We start from the raw sequence: 14369 nt of genomic DNA, 5'->3' as shown, positions 1-14369 counted from the left end.
ATGCTCAAGATTGACACCCTGCACCAATACTACGGCGGCAGCCACATCCTGCGCGGCCTGTCCTTCGAAGCCAAGGTCGGCGAAGTCACCTGCCTGCTGGGCCGCAACGGCGTGGGCAAGACCACCCTGCTGCGCTGCCTGATGGGCTTGGTCGCCGCCCGCGAAGGCAGCGTCGAATGGGAAGGCAAGCCGATCACCACGCTCAAGCCCCAGCAACGGGTCCACGCCGGCATCGCCTACGTGCCGCAAGGCCGGGAAATCTTCCCGCGGCTGACCGTGGAAGAAAACCTGCTGATGGGCCTGTCGCGCTTTCCCGCCCGCGAGGCCCGCGAAGTGCCCGCCTTCATCTACGAGCTGTTCCCGGTACTGGAACAGATGAAACAACGCCGCGGCGGCGACTTGTCCGGGGGCCAGCAGCAACAACTGGCCATTGGCCGTGCCCTGGCCAGCCGCCCGCGCCTGTTGATCCTCGACGAGCCCACCGAAGGCATCCAGCCCTCGGTGATCAAGGAAATCGGCGCGGTCATCCGGCGCCTGGCCGAGCGTGGCGACATGGCCATCCTGCTGGTCGAGCAGTTCTACGACTTTGCCGAGGAACTGGCCGACCAGTACTTGGTGATGGCGCGTGGCGAAATCATCCAGCGTGGGCGTGGTGAAAACATGCAAGCCGAGGGTGTACGCGGGCTGGTAACCATTTAATCTGCGCCCATCGACCTTGTGAGACGCTGCAATGAGCCACGAAATCCGCGACGCCTTGCCCTCCGACGTGCCGGGCATCCTCGACATCTACAACGACGCCGTGCGCAACACCACGGCGATCTGGAACGAAACCCCGGTGGACCTGGCCAACCGCCAGGCCTGGTTCGAGGCCAGGGCACAACAGGGCTACCCGATCCTGGTGGCAGTGGATGAGACCGGCGTGCTGGGGTATGCATCGTTCGGCGACTGGCGGCCGTTCGAGGGTTTTCGCCATACCGTCGAGCACTCGGTGTATATCCGTGGCGACCAGCGCGGCAAGGGTTTGGGGCCGGTGTTGATGGCCGCATTGATCGAGCGTGCGCGGGGCTGTGGCAAGCACGTGATGGTGGCAGCGATCGAAAGTGGCAATGCGGCGTCGGTACGCCTGCATGAGCGGTTGGGCTTCGTGGTGACCGGGCAGATGCCGCAGGTGGGGGTGAAGTTTGGCCGCTGGCTGGACCTGACCTTCATGCAACTGGTGCTGAACCTGGGTGCCGATCCAACCTGAGAGTGATGTTGGCAGTACTGGCCTTTTCGCGGGTGAACCCGCTCCCACAGGGACCATGCAGGGCCTGAGGCCAGTACCGTACTTGTGGGAGCGGGTTTACCCGCGAAGAGGCCGGGCCTGCAACCTTCACATCTGGATAAACCTGCCCAACCGCTGCTTCAGCATGCTGTTCTCACTGCGCAACTGCTGCACTTCCTGCAGCAGCTCCAGCGCCAGCGCCACGCCTTCCCACTCCAGTTCCAACTCTTGGTGCAGCTTCGCCGCACGCTTGGCCAACAGCGGCGCCTGATCGTCGAACAACCAATCCTCGGGCGTTCGCCCAGAGGGTTCGACGATGCCGTGTTCGACAATTTCGATCACGTAGTCGGCCGTAATATCGGCCTCCTGGCAGAGGGTGCGCATGTCCAGTTGAACGATCAAGGTGCTGCTCATGATCACTTACTCCATTGTGCCCTCGGGTTGAATGCGGCCTTCTCGGAAAGCTTGGCCCACAGTTCACGGGTAGACTCGTCGGATGCCGTCGGCATAACCACTTTGAGCTGCGCGTAGAGGTTGCCGCGCTCGCCCTGCTTGTTGGCCAGGCCCTTGCCCGGTACCCGCAGGCGTTGGCCGCTCTGGCTGTCGGGGCGGATGGTCAGGTTGATCTTGCCGTCCAGGGTCGGCACCGCCACCTTGGTGCCCAGCGCAGCCTCCCACGGTGCCAACGGCACGGTGATGATCAGGTCATGACCTTCGACATCGAACAGCGGATGCGGTGCCATGCGGATGGTCAGGAACAGGTCGCCATTGGGCCCGCCGCCACTGCCCGGCGCACCCTGGCCCTTGAGGCGAATGCGCTCGCCGTCGGTCACCCCGGCAGGGATCTTGACGTTCAGGGTCTTGGTGGTGAACCCGGTGCGCTGCCCGGCGGCATTGGTTTGCGGCACCTGGAAGCTGATCTGCTTGGATTCCTTGCTCAGGGTCTCCTCAAGGAAAACCGCCAGTTCCAGCTCCACGTCCTGCCCTCGCCTGCCTGCACTGCGCTGTTGCCGGGCGCCACCAAAGGGGTTGCCCCCGCGCGCGCCAAAAATCGAGCTGAAGAAGTCGGAGAAGTCGCCGCCTTCGAAACCACCGCCCGCACCACCGCCCCGGTTTTCCCAGCCCGGCGGCGCCTGGAACGGCCGGCCATGCTGGCCGCCGTACTTGCGGATTTCGTCGAATTCGGCACGTTTCTGCGCGTCGCCCAGCACTTCGTAGGCCTCGTTGGCCTCTTTGAACTTGTCCTCGGCGTCGCGCTCCTTGCTGACATCGGGGTGATACTTGCGCGCCAGCTTGCGGTACGCGGCCTTGATCGCCTTGTCATCCGCCGTGGGCTCTACGCCGAGTATCTTGTAATAGTCTTTGAAGTCCATCTGTGGATCACCAATGTGAAATTGCGTGTTGCAACTGAAGATAGGGGTCAAGCATAGCCTTTCAAGGCCCACTTGGGATTGCTGCATGGCAGACGACTGGTCTTGATTCTCTTGCCAACTGGCATAAACTGCGCGGCCGTTTTGCCTCCGGAAGCCCTTTTCCCATGTCTGACGTATCCCCGGCCCGCGCCCTGGGCATCGACTTTGGCACCTCTAACTCCACGGTCGGCTGGCACCGCCCTGGTACTGAGTCGCTGATCGCCCTGGAAGACGGCAAGATCACCCTGCCTTCGGTGGTCTTCTTCAACATCGAGGAGCGTCGCCCGGTGTATGGTCGCCTGGCGTTGCACGAATACCTGGAAGGCTACGAAGGCCGCCTGATGCGCTCGCTCAAGAGCCTGCTCGGCTCCAAGCTGATCAAGCACGACACCAGCGTGCTGGGCAGCGCCCTGCCGTTCAAGGACCTGCTGGGCATGTTTATCGGCGAGCTGAAAAAGCGCGCTGAAACCGCCGCCGAGCGCAGCTTCGACCAGGTGGTGCTGGGCCGTCCGGTGTTTTTCGTCGATGAAGACCCGGCCGCCGACCAGGAGGCCGAGGACACCTTGGCCGACGTGGCACGCAAGATCGGCTTCAAGGACGTGTCGTTCCAGTACGAACCGATTGCCGCAGCCTTCGACTACGAGTCGAGCATCAGCCGTGAAGAGTTGGTACTGATCGTCGATATCGGCGGTGGTACCTCCGACTTTACCCTGATCCGCCTGTCGCCCGAGCGCCACCTGGTGGCAGAACGCCAAAGCGACATTCTCGCCACCGGCGGCGTGCACATTGGCGGTACCGACTTCGACAAGCAACTGAGCCTGCAGGGCGTGATGCCGCTGTTCGGCTATGGCAGCCGGATGAAGAGCGGTGCGCTGATGCCGACCAGCTATCACCTCAACCTGGCCACCTGGCACACGATCAACGCCCTGTATTCGCAGAAGTCGCAGCTGGCCTTGGGCAACATGCGCTACGACATCGAAGACACCCTGGGCATCGACCGCCTGTTCAAGCTGATCGAACAGCGCGCCGGCCACTGGCTGGCGATGGAAGTGGAAGCCAGCAAGATCGAGCTGACCGAGCACGACAGCCGCCATATCGACCTGCGCCGGGTAGAGCCGGAGCTGACAGCGGAACTGACCCGTGCCGTGTTCGAAGCAGCGATCGAAGGCCTGCTGGAGCGCGTGCGCGGCAGCGTCAGCGAGCTGCTGAACAAGGCGGGCGTCAGCGAAGGGCAGGTGGATACCGTGTTCTTCACCGGGGGTTCGAGCGGGATTCCGGCGCTGCGTAACAGCGTGGCGGCGATGCTGCCCAATGCCCGGCATGTGGAAGGCAACATCTTCGGCAGCATTGGTAGCGGGTTGGCGATCGAGGCGCGTAAGCGCTACGGCTCGATCTGATAAACCTCTATAGCCTGCGCTGGCCTCTTCGCGGGCAAGCCCGCTCCCACAGGATCACCATTGCCGCTGTGCTGTAGGTAATCCTGTGGGAGCGGGCTTGCCCCGCGAAGAGGCCGGCGCAGGAGATCAGACCAGCTCCACCCGCCGCAGCTCACTCTTCAGGTAGGCATAGTAGATCGGCCCCGCCACCACCCCCGGCAAGCCGAAGGCCGCCTCGAACACCAGCATCGCCAGCAACAGTTCCCACGACTTGGCACTGATCTGCCCGCCGACGATCCGCGCGTTGAGGAAATACTCGACCTTGTGGATGACGATCAGATAACCCAACGCCGCCAGCGCCACCCAGATCGACAACGACAACCCGACAATGGTGATCAGGGTGTTGGACATCAGGTTGCCGATCACCGGCAGCAGCCCGAGCAGGAAGGTCAGCACGATCAGCGTCTTGGTCAGCGGCAGGTGCACACCGAACAGCGGCAGCACCACGGCCAGGAAGATGCCGGTGAAGGTGGTGTTGAGCAGCGAAATCTTGATCTGCGCGAAGACAATGTTGCGAAACGCCTGTACCAGCAGGTTCAGGCGCTCGAACAGCGCTGCCGCCAACGGCTTGCGCCGCGAGATGTCAGGGATGCGCTGCAGGGCAACGATGGCGCCGAGGATCATGCCGATCAGCAAGGTGACGAACATGTGCGCCATGCCCTTGCCCACCAGTTGCAGCTCACCCAGGTGGCTTTTGAGCCAGTCACCGATGGCCACTTTGAACTCGGCGGCACTGGCCGGCAGGTAGCCTTCGATGAACGGCGGCAACTGCCCACGCGCCCGCTCGACCAGGGCCATGAACTTGTCCAGCGAAGCCCCGGGGTTTTCTGCCTCGTGCAGCAGGAAGCTGAACGCGCCGGCGATCAGCAGGGTCAGGGTGGTGACCACCAACGTGCCGAGCAGGGCCACGGCCAGCCAACGCGCACGTTGCCCGGCGATCAGCGGCTGCAGCCGTGGCGTCAGCATATTGACCAGTTCGAACACCAGCAAACCGGCAAGCAGGCTCGGCAGCAACTTCAGGGGCAACGCCAGCAGCAGGCCGGCAAACACGATGATCCAGCTGGCCAGGGTGACCTGGCGGGGGGTGAAAGTCATACAGCCTCAGGGGCAGACAACGGAAAAGACCCGCAGTCTGCCAGCCTTCGTCCTACAGGCATAGGCGCAGGTCATTTCTTCTTCAGGCAGTCGCTCATGAACGCTTTGCGCTCATCACCCTTGAGTGCCTTGGTGCTGGCGTCGGCGTTGCAGGTCTTCATCTTTTCCTGCTGGGTGGCAGGCACGCTCTTCTTCAGGCAGTTGCTCATGAACGCCTTGCGTTCGTCGCCCTTGAGCGCCTTGGCGGTGGCGTCGGCGTCGGCGTTACACGAGGTCATCTTTTCCTGTTGCGCGGTGGCGGCGAACCCTTGCGCGCTGAACAACACAGCCAACACCAGCAGTGGCATTTGCAACAGCTTCATGGAGTGGTCTCCCTGTTTCCGCGCCCGATGCGCGGTGGTGCCACTGAGTGTAGACAAGAATTTTTACAGCTCAGCCCGCGACTGGCGCCGGTATTGCTCCGGTGTGCAGTGGGCCTGGCGCTGGAACATGGCGATGAAGGCCGAGCCGCTGCTGTAGCCGAGGTCGAAGGCAATGGCCTGAATCGGCAAGCCCGCTTCCAGCGCCTCGATGGCGCGTAAAAAGCGCAGGCGCAGGCGCCATTCACCGAAACTGATGCCCAGTTCGCGAAGAAACTGGCGGGCCAGCGTGCGTTCGCTGACATGCACCTGCGCGGCCCAATCGGCCAGCGGGCGGTTGTCACCCGGGGCGTGGCTCAAGGCGTCGAGCACCTGGCCCAGGCCCTCGCTGCGGGCGAAGGGCAGGTAGCAGGTTTGGGTCGGGGCCAGCAGCAACTGGTCGAGCAGTACCTGCACCAGGCGCTGGTCGCGTTCATCTTGCGCCACCTTCAGGTCACGCCGGGCGAAGTCGCCAAGAATGGCCTTGAGGATGTCGCTGATGACCAGGCTGCACGGTTGTTGCGGCAGGTCGGCGCACAGGCTGCGCGCCAGGTAGACCGAGCGGTAGACGATGGCCTGGGGGTTGTAACAGCCATGCTCGGTGCCCGGCGGCACCCAGACGGCGTAGTGCGGCGGCGAGAGAAAGCGCTGGCCTTCGACGTCCAGGTGCATGACGCCGTGGGCCGCGTAGTTCAGTTGGCCCCAGGTGTGGCGGTGTGGCGCGCTGTGGGTGTCGGCGCCAAATTCGTCATGGCGGAAGTACACCGGCGCCGGAAGTTGGTCGAAACCGGGGATGTCGAGGTATTTGCGCGGCATGCTGTCTGCTTCAAAGGGTGGGTTGTCTGGATACAAGTATAGGCTTGCGGACAGACAGCGGATAATAGCGGGCTATCGGGGCCTGTTGTGCAGGCCTTCGCGGGCAAGCCCGCTCCTACAGGTGCAGCGCTGCCTGCAAACTGCGCGCTGCAAAGCAGGCCTAACCTTGCCAAACCGAGTAACCGCGACATGAACTACACCTTCCCCCTGCTCGCCATCCTCATCTGGGCTGGCAACACCGTCGTCACCAAGCTGTCGGCCGGTGCCATCCACCCTGCAGAGATCGGCTTCTATCGCTGGCTGCTGGCCGGCCTGCTGTTCACCCCCTTCCTGCTACCGGCCGTGTGGCGCAACCGCGCCGCCATCCGACCGCACCTGGGCAAGGTCTTCGTCCTCGGCGTGCTGGGCATGGCCCTGTACCAGAGCCTGGCGTACTTCGCCGCCAGCATCACCAGCGCCACCAACATGGGCATCATTCTCTCGCTGATGCCGTTGATGTCGCTGGCCCTGTCCATCGCCTGGCTCGGCCAGCGCCTGACCTTCGGCGCCTTGATCGGCGCCCTGGTGTCGTTTTTCGGCGTGCTCGAGGTGGTCTCCGCCGGCCACCCCGGGGCGCTGCTGGAACAGGGCCTGAACAGCGGCGACCTGCTGATGCTGGTGGCCACCCTGGCCTACGCGCTGTACAGCTTCCTGCTGAAGAAATGGCAATTGCGCCTGCCGCCCTTGCAGCTGCTGTACCTGCAGGTGCTGGTGGCTATCATCGTGCTGCTGCCGTTGTTCCTGCTGTCGGACAAGACCGGCCTGAACACCCACAACGTCGGCCTGGTGCTGTACGCCTGCGTGCTGGCTTCGATGATCGCGCCGCTGGTATGGATGCAGGCCGTGCACCGCCTGGGGCCAAGCCGTACCACGCTGTTCTTCAACCTGCTGCCGCTGGTCACCGCGCTGATCGCCGCCGTGGTGCTGGATGAACAACTGGCCTGCTATCACCTGATCGGCGGCCTGCTGACCCTGGCCGGGGTGATCCTTGCCGAACGCTGGACCACACCGGTGCGCCGCCGCGTCATAGCCCCGCAGCTTTGAGCCGGGCGGCGTGTTCGGTGAACAGCCGCACCGGTTCGGCGCCCTTGCCGACTGCCCCCAGCGACTGGTTGACGATGTCCAGGTGATCGAGCGGGTAGTCATCGCCGATCACCTGCCCCAGGTGCGAGCTGAAACGCCCGACCATGCCGTCGCAGTGGCCCTTTTCCTTGACGAAGCTGCGGGCGAACAAGCGGCAGAAGCGGTTGCTGCCGTCAAAGCGGTTGCGCCCTTGGTCAGTCAGGCCAGGCTGCAAGGTGCCTGACCAGGAGTAGTAGCGCACGCCGTTGACCTGCGCGGGCCCTTCACCGCCCCAGGTATCGGGCAGGCCCTGTGGATAAGCCTGGTTGAACAGCGCCACCCCGGCGCTGGTCAGCGACTGGTGCGAGGCGTGTACATCGATGGGCAGCGGGTCGCGCCGCCAGCCGGTTTCCAGCCACACCAGCAGCACTGCCACGCCATGCAGCACCGCCTTGAGGATGCGCCCTTGGGGTGAATCGCCAGGCGCAGTGCGTTCCAGGTGGTCAGCCAGTTCGGAGCCATGGTTGGGCCCCGCCACCGACGTCACCGAAGCCACCCGGTCGGGCCGTTTGGCGGCCGCATAGCGCGCATCCAAGGCGCCTTGGCTGTGGCCGATAAGGTTGACCTTGGCCGCGCCGCTGCGCTGGCAGATGCCTTCGATGATCGCCAGCAACTGCTCGCCGCGCACTTCGCTGGAATGCAACGGCGACACCTGCACGGCATGCACCTGCGCGCCGCCCTTGCGCAAGGCCGGCACGATCCCGAACCAGTAGGGATAAAGCAGTACCCGCACGAAGCCGAGCATGCCCGGCACCAGCACCACAGGGTATCGCGTAGCCAGTTCCTGCCCCATTGCCCTGCCCCTCTCCGTGGACGACGGCCCACACTACAGCGGCTTCGATGACCATCGCAATCGAACTCCTGGCGCGCCGTGCGGTTCCAAACCAGAACAGACCCTTGAGCAAGGAGCGGGACCATGTACAAGCAGACCCTGGCAATCCTTCTGGCCAGTGCAACCCTGGCCGCCTGCGGCAGCCGCCCGGAAAACCCGGTGGATTACGTCACCTACCGTGACGAACCGTTGGTCAAGCAGGTCGAGCACGGCATGACCATGCAGAAGGTCATTGCCATCGGCGGCAGCCCGTCGAACGTGATCGACCTGCCGCACGGGGGCACCTGCAACGACTACATCCTCAACCGCGACGGCAAGCAGCAGCCCTACTACGTGCGTTTCGACGCCACCGGGCATGTCGACGCCAAGGGCTTCAAGACGTGCAAACAACGACAAGAGGACAGCGACGCCGTCCACGGCGCGTGAGCCTTCGTTACCACTTGACCCCCCGTCCTGATTCGTTTGGAGATAACCATGAGCAACGTTGAACTGACCGATGTGAAAACCCTGCGCGAACGTGCCCGCCAGCACGTGGAGCAAGGCGCGGTGACCGAGGGTTACCACGCCGACCGTACCGAGATCCTGCGCCTGCTCAACGAGTCGCTGGCCACCGAATTGGTCTGCGTGCTGCGTTACAAGCGTCACTACTTCATGGCCAGCGGTATCAAGGCCAGCGTGGCAGCCGAAGAGTTTCTGGAGCATGCCAACCAGGAAGCCGAGCATGCCGACAAGTTGGCCGAGCGGATTGTCCAGCTAGGTGGCGAGCCGGACTTCAACCCGGACAACCTGACCAAGAACTCCCATGCCCAATACGTGGCAGGTAGCAACTTGAAAGAAATGGTGCTTGAAGACCTGGTGGCCGAGCGCATTGCGATCGACAGCTACCGCGAGATCATTCAGTACATTGGTGATAGCGACCCGACCACGCGCCGTATTTTTGAAGACATCCTGGCGCAGGAAGAAGAGCACGCGGACGATATGTCCGATTTGCTGCAAGGGCTGTAATCGCACGGGGCTGCGTTGCAGCCCATTCGCGGCACAAGGCCGCTCCTACAGGGGAATGCGATCTCCTGTAGGAGCGGCCTTGTGCCGCGAATGGGCTGCAACGCAGCCCCCTTCACTCATTTCTTGCCTTTCACCTCAGTCGGCGCCTTGCCCGCCCTCATCTGCTGCAACAACGGCGTGCACTGATTAGGCTCATCCCCACTGCTCGGCGCGATCAATGCCAGCAACCCCGCCGCCGGCCCCGCAACCACCCCTAACGCCACCATCCCCGCGCCACGCAACGCCAATGGCACTGCCTGCACCCCGGCACTGGGCTTGGCAAAGGGCCCGCGCACGTACAAAGGCGAACGCAGCGAGAACAGCCGCAGCCCTTTCGACTCCGGGGTGATCTTCAGGTCAAGCTGCTCGCTGGCAAAGTTCGCCGTGCCGTTGATGTAGATAATCGCGTTCTCGGTATCGAAGATGAACAGGCGTGTCGTCGCCAGCCCATCCTTGATGCCGACATCGGCCGCCGCGCAGTTGATCTGCACGTCCTCGTCACCGAACAACTTGCCAATCACGTAGTTGCCCACGTTCAGCCCGGCGATTTCCATCAGGCTGCGGCTCACTGCACCATCGTTGATCAACATGCGCAGGTCGCCATTGGCCGTGCCCAGCAGTGCCGCCACCGAGTTGCCGCGGCCGGTGATGTCGGCATCGCCGTTCAGCTCGCCAAAACTGGTCTGCATCGGTGCGAAGGTGGGGAACAGTTGCTTGAGCTTGAAGCCCCGCGCAGTCAGCTGTGCACGGCCTTGCAAGGGTACGCTGCGGCCATCCAGGCGGATCCTGGAAGCCAGGTTGCCGCCGGCCACGCCAAAGCGCAGCGGTGCCATGCGCAGCAGGCCGTCTTCGAGAATCACGTGGGCAGACAGGTCGTTGAACGGCAATTGCTCACTGTGGACGATGCGCTTGCCGGCAAATTCGACATCGGCGTCCATGGCGCGCCAACGGTCGGTGCGAAATTCCTCCACCGGCAGCACTTTGCCCGTCGGCTGCTTGCTGGCCCCGCCGCGGGCCTTCTGCTCGGCGTTGGAGTCGGCACCGATCAGCGGCGCCAGGTCCTTGAACAACAGCTGGTTGGAAACCAGCTTGCCAGAGAGTTTGGGCCGTGGCTGGCTGGCCACGAAGGCCAAGTCGCCGTGGATGTCGCTGTCGCCGATCTTGCCGTTGAACCCTTGGTAATTGAACGTGGCGCCTTGCTCGGCATGCAGGTTGGCGCTGAGGTGGCCGTCGGTGGCATAAGCCGGAGTGTCCGGCAGGGTCACGCCGGTCAACGGGTAAAGGTTGCCCAGGCTATTGCCGGACAGGCGCAGGCGCAGGTCGAGCGCGCCGAGGTTGCGCGGGTCGGTCAGGGTACCGGCGAGCACCACGTGGGTATCCGCAATGCGCACATCGGCCTGCAACGGGAACGGTTGGCTGGCGTCCTGCAGCGCCAGCAGGCCACCGATCTTGCCGGTGCCGGACACTGGCTGGCCCTTGTAGCGGCCTTGGGCCTTGAAGCCGAACGCGTAGTCCTGGGCGCCGCCGGTTTTTTCGGCACGCGCCTTGCCGACGATGTCGCTGAACGGGATCGGCTTGCCCAGCGGGTCGACCTGCACCTTCATGCTGGTCTTCAGGGTCTGGTCATCGAGGCTGACGTTGCCTTGGTCAAAACCGATCGCCCCGATGTCCAACTGCCATTTCGAGGGTTCCGCGTTTTCGTCTTTGGGGCCTAAGTCAAAGGTCCAGTTAGCGCGTCCGTCGGCCAGGCGAGTGAGGCTGGCCGTCGGTTTGGTCAGGTTGATGCGGGGGATGACAATCTGCTGGAACACCAGCGGCAGCGGCGCCAGGCGGAACTCCACCCGCTCGAGGCCAACCATTTTCGGCTCCTTGAGCCAATCGGGGTTGCCCAAGGTCAGGTCCTCGGCAATGAAGTGCGGCCAGGGCACCCAGGCGCGCCAACCACCTTCGTCAGGTTCGGTGCGCCACTGCACGGCAAGGTTGCCATTGATCGCGAACGGCCGGTGCAGGGCTTCGGATACCTTCTCGTTGAGCAACGGCTTGACGCGGTTCCAGTCGAAGGTGGCGATTACCACCACTAGTATCGCCACGAGGGTCAACAGGGTGGCAAGGGTCCAGACGAGCATTCTGGCGGGTCGCGTCATTGCGTGATTCTCCTGACGGCATGGCACAAAGCGGGCGCCGATGGCACTCATTAACTCGGACTGATGAAAACCCGCTGGGTTTTATCCGTGGCGCCATGATAGCGAAGTTTTTCCTGGCTTCTTGTTCAGCATTTGCGCTGGGCAAGGGCGTTACCCTAGCCCTAAAGCGTGAAGTCAAAAAGCCACCACCCACCTCAAGACACTTGCACTAGAGCCTTCACCAGCCTCTATCAATGCTGTCGATTGTTACCATTATCCTTATGAACTTTTCTCTGGCGATCCCGGGCGTAGCATTGGCTCCGTACCCACTTTCCAGCCCCCCAGAGGAGCACCGAAATCATGAAACGCCACCTGCTGACCCTGACCCTGTCCCTGCTTGCTGCCAACGCTTTTGCCCTGCCGGCCGCTGAACAGCACCTGACCGCCGAATCACGTTCCAGCGCCGCAGAAATCGCCCAGCCGCTGAAAACCGTTGCCGAAGGCGGTTCGGATCGCTTGATCGAACGCACTGGCCGCGTAGCCGAAGGTGGCTCCGATCGCCTGATCGAACGCACTGGCCGCGTAGCCGAAGGTGGTTCCGACCGCCTGATCGAACGCACTGGCCGGGTTGCCGAAGGTGGTTCCGATCGCCTGATCGAGCGTGCTGGCCAAGTCGCCGAAGGCGGTGCCGACCGCTTGATCGAACGCAGTGGCCGCGTAGCTGAAGGTGGCTCGGATCGCCTGGTTGAACTCAGCCGTGTGAGCTGATCGCCATGGCCGAAAAGAACAACCTGCAGCACATTGCCTGCTCACCTCCAAGCCCGGTCCATTGACCGGGCTTCGTTTTTTTAACTAGAGTGCCCAGCCTCGACCGACACAGAATCCTGCCCCCATGCTGCCGCGCGCCGAACAGAAGCTACAGACCCGCCAGGCCCTGCTCGATGCCGCCTGCCAGCTCATGGAGAGTGGCCGTGGTTTCGGCAGCATCAGCCTGCGCGAAGTGGCGAAAACGGCGGGTATCGTACCGACCGGTTTCTACCGGCACTTCCCCGACATGGACGCACTGGGCCTGGCCTTGGTGGCCGAGGTCGATACCACCTTCCGCCAGACCATCCGCCTGGTGCGCCAGAACGAATTCGAGTTTGGTGGCATTACCGACGCCTCGGTACGCATCTTCCTCGACGTGGTCGCCGCCCACCGCGCCCAGTTCCTGTTCCTGGCCCGTGAGCAATACGGGGGCTCGCAGGCGGTCCGCCAGGCGATTGCCCGCCTGCGCCAGGACATCAGCGACGACCTGGCCACCGACCTGGCGCGCATGAAGCGCTGGCAGCACCTGGACGCTGCGGCACTGGCGGTGATGGCCGACCTGGTGGTGAAGACCGTGTTTGCTACCCTGCCGGAGCTGATCGACAGCCCCGACGCGGGTTATCCACAGGCCCTGACCGCGCAGGAAAAGATCACCCAGCAGCTGCGCTTCATCTTCGTCGGCGCACGCCATTGGCAGGGCTTGGGTAACCCGAGCTGATCTGTTGGCTACACGGGCTTCTTCGCGGGCACCTGTGGGAGCGGGCTTGCCCGCGAAGAGGCCCGTGTAAACAACCCAAAACCCCAGTTCTGCTACCATGGCGCACTGCCCGATTGTGACGAGCGCTTTCATGTCCGACCCCCGCCCCACTCCGCCCGAACTGGCCCGCTTCAACCAGCACTTCGCCGAGCGTATCGTGCCGCTGTGGCAAGGCCCGGGCTGGAACGACGAAATGGCCCTGCCCTTCGAAGCCCTGGACGCCCAGCACCGGCCATTGCCCGTGCAACGCTACCGGGCGATGGCCTGCGCTCGCCAACTGTACCTGTTCAGCAGCCGCATCGAGCAACCCGGCGCGGCAGCGCGAGCGGCGGCGTTGTTCCGTTCGTTGCAGCGGCATTTTCACGATGCCGAGCACGGTGGCTGGTTCTACAGCATCGATGCCGAAGGCAAGCCGCTGGACCGCCGCAAAGACCTCTACACCCATGCGTTCATCGTGTTTGCCTGCGCCCATTACTGGGGCAAGGTTCGCGAGAGCCTGGTGGAGTCTGCACTGAACGCTGCGCTGGAAATCGTCAGCGAGCAGTTCGCCCGCGACGACGGCTTGTACGAGGCGAGCCTCGGTGAAGACTGGTCCGACCTGGGCAGCGGCCCGCTGCAGAATCCGCAGATGCACCTGGCCGAAGCGTTCCTGCAGGTGCTTGCCGTGCGTGAGGATGAAGGCGTGCAGCAGGCCCTGCTGCACCTGTGCGAGGCCCTGCAGGCGCAGTTCATCGAACCGCAGCATGGCCTGATGCTGGAAAAGCCAAACGGCGCTGTGGATAACTGGTTCGAACCGGGTCATCAGTTCGAGTGGTTTTACCTGCTCGATACCTCGCCCCTGCTACGTGGCACGCCACTGCATGGCTCCATTGCCCGCGCCTTCGAATACGCCGAGCAGTACGGGGTTAAAGATTCCGCGGTGCTGTCGATGCTCGCGGTGGACGGCAAGGTGCTCGACGCCACCCAACGGATCTGGGCCCAGGCGGAGTACCTGCGGGCGCTGGCGTTGCGGTCGGGGAATGAGGCGAAACTGGCTGCGCAGTTGCAGGCGATGGAGCAGCGATTCCTGCATGAAGGCGGCTGGTATGAGTGCCGGGATGGCGAGGGTGCGGTTAGCCGACATGACATGCCTTCGACTACGCCTTATCACTTGGCGACTTGCCTGGAAGGGCTTCAGCGCTTGCAATGACCTGACATTTTTACCAGTTTCCGTTCTCGTGACGC

At 63.4% G+C, this 14369-nt stretch carries 16 protein-coding genes; 9 read left to right on the top strand and 7 right to left on the bottom strand.

What is annotated here, in order from left to right:
- Positions 1–699 (top strand): urea ABC transporter ATP-binding subunit UrtE, encoded by a 699-nt coding sequence (gene urtE / locus QOS90_RS03475; protein WP_027592568.1) that lies wholly within the window; start codon positions 1–3, stop codon positions 697–699.
- Positions 700–730: 31 nt separating this feature from the next.
- Positions 731–1246, top strand: a complete 516-nt coding sequence (locus QOS90_RS03470; protein ID WP_027592567.1) for a GNAT family N-acetyltransferase — start codon at positions 731–733, stop codon at positions 1244–1246.
- Between the two features lie 126 nt (positions 1247–1372).
- On the opposite strand, the gene QOS90_RS03465 is transcribed toward QOS90_RS03470, so the two are convergent.
- Positions 1373–1678, bottom strand: coding sequence for a chaperone modulator CbpM (locus QOS90_RS03465; RefSeq protein ID WP_027592566.1), 306 nt, complete (start codon positions 1676–1678; stop codon positions 1373–1375).
- A 2-nt stretch (positions 1679–1680) separates the two neighbouring features.
- Positions 1681–2637: a curved DNA-binding protein gene (gene cbpA / locus QOS90_RS03460; RefSeq protein WP_027592565.1), complete on the bottom strand. Its 957-nt coding sequence runs from the start codon at positions 2635–2637 to the stop codon at positions 1681–1683.
- A 164-nt stretch (positions 2638–2801) separates the two neighbouring features.
- Between cbpA and QOS90_RS03455 the strand changes: the two genes are divergently transcribed.
- The gene (locus QOS90_RS03455; protein WP_085272321.1) at positions 2802–4073 is read left to right on the top strand and encodes an Hsp70 family protein; all 1272 of its coding nucleotides are present in this window, start codon (positions 2802–2804) and stop codon (positions 4071–4073) included.
- Between the two features lie 126 nt (positions 4074–4199).
- Here the strand turns inward: QOS90_RS03455 and QOS90_RS03450 are convergent, their stop codons facing one another.
- From QOS90_RS03450 to QOS90_RS03440, 3 genes are all read right to left on the bottom strand, one after another.
- On the bottom strand, positions 4200–5207 hold the full coding sequence (locus tag QOS90_RS03450) for an AI-2E family transporter (RefSeq protein ID WP_027592563.1): 1008 nt from the start codon (positions 5205–5207) through the stop codon (positions 4200–4202).
- Positions 5208–5278: 71 nt separating this feature from the next.
- Entirely contained in the window at positions 5279–5569 is a 291-nt protein-coding gene (locus QOS90_RS03445; protein WP_085272320.1) for a PsiF family protein, read from the bottom strand.
- Between the two features lie 63 nt (positions 5570–5632).
- The gene (locus tag QOS90_RS03440) at positions 5633–6421 is read right to left on the bottom strand and encodes an AraC family transcriptional regulator (protein WP_027592561.1); all 789 of its coding nucleotides are present in this window, start codon (positions 6419–6421) and stop codon (positions 5633–5635) included.
- 189 nt (positions 6422–6610) lie between these two features.
- Between QOS90_RS03440 and QOS90_RS03435 the strand changes: the two genes are divergently transcribed.
- Entirely contained in the window at positions 6611–7504 is an 894-nt protein-coding gene (locus QOS90_RS03435) for a DMT family transporter (RefSeq protein WP_027592560.1), read from the top strand.
- On the opposite strand, the gene QOS90_RS03430 is transcribed toward QOS90_RS03435, so the two are convergent.
- Positions 7485–8375, bottom strand: coding sequence for an esterase/lipase family protein (locus QOS90_RS03430; RefSeq protein ID WP_027592559.1), 891 nt, complete (start codon positions 8373–8375; stop codon positions 7485–7487). The genes QOS90_RS03435 and QOS90_RS03430 overlap by 20 nt on opposite strands.
- A 123-nt stretch (positions 8376–8498) precedes the next feature.
- On the opposite strand from QOS90_RS03430, the gene osmE reads away from it, so the two are divergent.
- Together osmE and QOS90_RS03420 are read left to right on the top strand one after the other, a co-directional pair.
- On the top strand, positions 8499–8840 hold the full coding sequence (gene osmE / locus QOS90_RS03425; protein WP_027592558.1) for an osmotically-inducible lipoprotein OsmE: 342 nt from the start codon (positions 8499–8501) through the stop codon (positions 8838–8840).
- A gap of 48 nt (positions 8841–8888) precedes the next feature.
- Positions 8889–9419: a ferritin-like domain-containing protein gene (locus QOS90_RS03420; RefSeq protein WP_027592557.1), complete on the top strand. Its 531-nt coding sequence runs from the start codon at positions 8889–8891 to the stop codon at positions 9417–9419.
- A gap of 116 nt (positions 9420–9535) precedes the next feature.
- On the opposite strand, the gene QOS90_RS03415 is transcribed toward QOS90_RS03420, so the two are convergent.
- Positions 9536–11602, bottom strand: coding sequence for an AsmA family protein (locus QOS90_RS03415; RefSeq protein ID WP_027592556.1), 2067 nt, complete (start codon positions 11600–11602; stop codon positions 9536–9538).
- A 339-nt stretch (positions 11603–11941) separates the two neighbouring features.
- Between QOS90_RS03415 and QOS90_RS03410 the strand changes: the two genes are divergently transcribed.
- The 3 genes from QOS90_RS03410 (at position 11942) to QOS90_RS03400 (ending at position 14334) form a co-directional block, all read left to right on the top strand.
- The gene (locus QOS90_RS03410; protein ID WP_027592555.1) at positions 11942–12349 is read left to right on the top strand and encodes a hypothetical protein; all 408 of its coding nucleotides are present in this window, start codon (positions 11942–11944) and stop codon (positions 12347–12349) included.
- Between the two features lie 124 nt (positions 12350–12473).
- Entirely contained in the window at positions 12474–13106 is a 633-nt protein-coding gene (locus tag QOS90_RS03405) for a TetR family transcriptional regulator (RefSeq protein ID WP_027592554.1), read from the top strand.
- A gap of 130 nt (positions 13107–13236) precedes the next feature.
- Positions 13237–14334, top strand: a complete 1098-nt coding sequence (locus tag QOS90_RS03400; RefSeq protein WP_085272318.1) for an AGE family epimerase/isomerase — start codon at positions 13237–13239, stop codon at positions 14332–14334.
- Positions 14335–14369: the final 35 nt, after the last annotated feature.

This window comes from Pseudomonas sp. LAIL14HWK12:I10, assembly GCF_900184205.1.
GTDB lineage: Bacteria > Pseudomonadota > Gammaproteobacteria > Pseudomonadales > Pseudomonadaceae > Aquipseudomonas > Aquipseudomonas kermanshahensis.
The sequence above is the reverse complement of the archived record's forward strand: the minus strand, read 5'-3'. Positions and strand labels throughout refer to the sequence as shown.

Bases quoted from the DNA above. Each gene is read 5' to 3' on its own strand.
- urtE (WP_027592568.1), top strand. From the start codon at position 1: ATGCTCAAGATTGACACCCTGCACCAATACTACGGCGGCAGCCACATC.
- QOS90_RS03470 (WP_027592567.1), top strand. From the start codon at position 731: ATGAGCCACGAAATCCGCGACGCCTTGCCCTCCGACGTGCCGGGCATC.
- QOS90_RS03465 (WP_027592566.1), bottom strand. From the start codon at position 1,678: ATGAGCAGCACCTTGATCGTTCAACTGGACATGCGCACCCTCTGCCAG.
- cbpA (WP_027592565.1), bottom strand. From the start codon at position 2,637: ATGGACTTCAAAGACTATTACAAGATACTCGGCGTAGAGCCCACGGCG.
- QOS90_RS03455 (WP_085272321.1), top strand. From the start codon at position 2,802: ATGTCTGACGTATCCCCGGCCCGCGCCCTGGGCATCGACTTTGGCACC.
- QOS90_RS03450 (WP_027592563.1), bottom strand. From the start codon at position 5,207: ATGACTTTCACCCCCCGCCAGGTCACCCTGGCCAGCTGGATCATCGTG.
- QOS90_RS03445 (WP_085272320.1), bottom strand. From the start codon at position 5,569: ATGAAGCTGTTGCAAATGCCACTGCTGGTGTTGGCTGTGTTGTTCAGC.
- QOS90_RS03440 (WP_027592561.1), bottom strand. From the start codon at position 6,421: ATGCCGCGCAAATACCTCGACATCCCCGGTTTCGACCAACTTCCGGCG.
- QOS90_RS03435 (WP_027592560.1), top strand. From the start codon at position 6,611: ATGAACTACACCTTCCCCCTGCTCGCCATCCTCATCTGGGCTGGCAAC.
- QOS90_RS03430 (WP_027592559.1), bottom strand. From the start codon at position 8,375: ATGGGGCAGGAACTGGCTACGCGATACCCTGTGGTGCTGGTGCCGGGC.
- osmE (WP_027592558.1), top strand. From the start codon at position 8,499: ATGTACAAGCAGACCCTGGCAATCCTTCTGGCCAGTGCAACCCTGGCC.
- QOS90_RS03420 (WP_027592557.1), top strand. From the start codon at position 8,889: ATGAGCAACGTTGAACTGACCGATGTGAAAACCCTGCGCGAACGTGCC.
- QOS90_RS03415 (WP_027592556.1), bottom strand. From the start codon at position 11,602: ATGACGCGACCCGCCAGAATGCTCGTCTGGACCCTTGCCACCCTGTTG.
- QOS90_RS03410 (WP_027592555.1), top strand. From the start codon at position 11,942: ATGAAACGCCACCTGCTGACCCTGACCCTGTCCCTGCTTGCTGCCAAC.
- QOS90_RS03405 (WP_027592554.1), top strand. From the start codon at position 12,474: ATGCTGCCGCGCGCCGAACAGAAGCTACAGACCCGCCAGGCCCTGCTC.
- QOS90_RS03400 (WP_085272318.1), top strand. From the start codon at position 13,237: ATGTCCGACCCCCGCCCCACTCCGCCCGAACTGGCCCGCTTCAACCAG.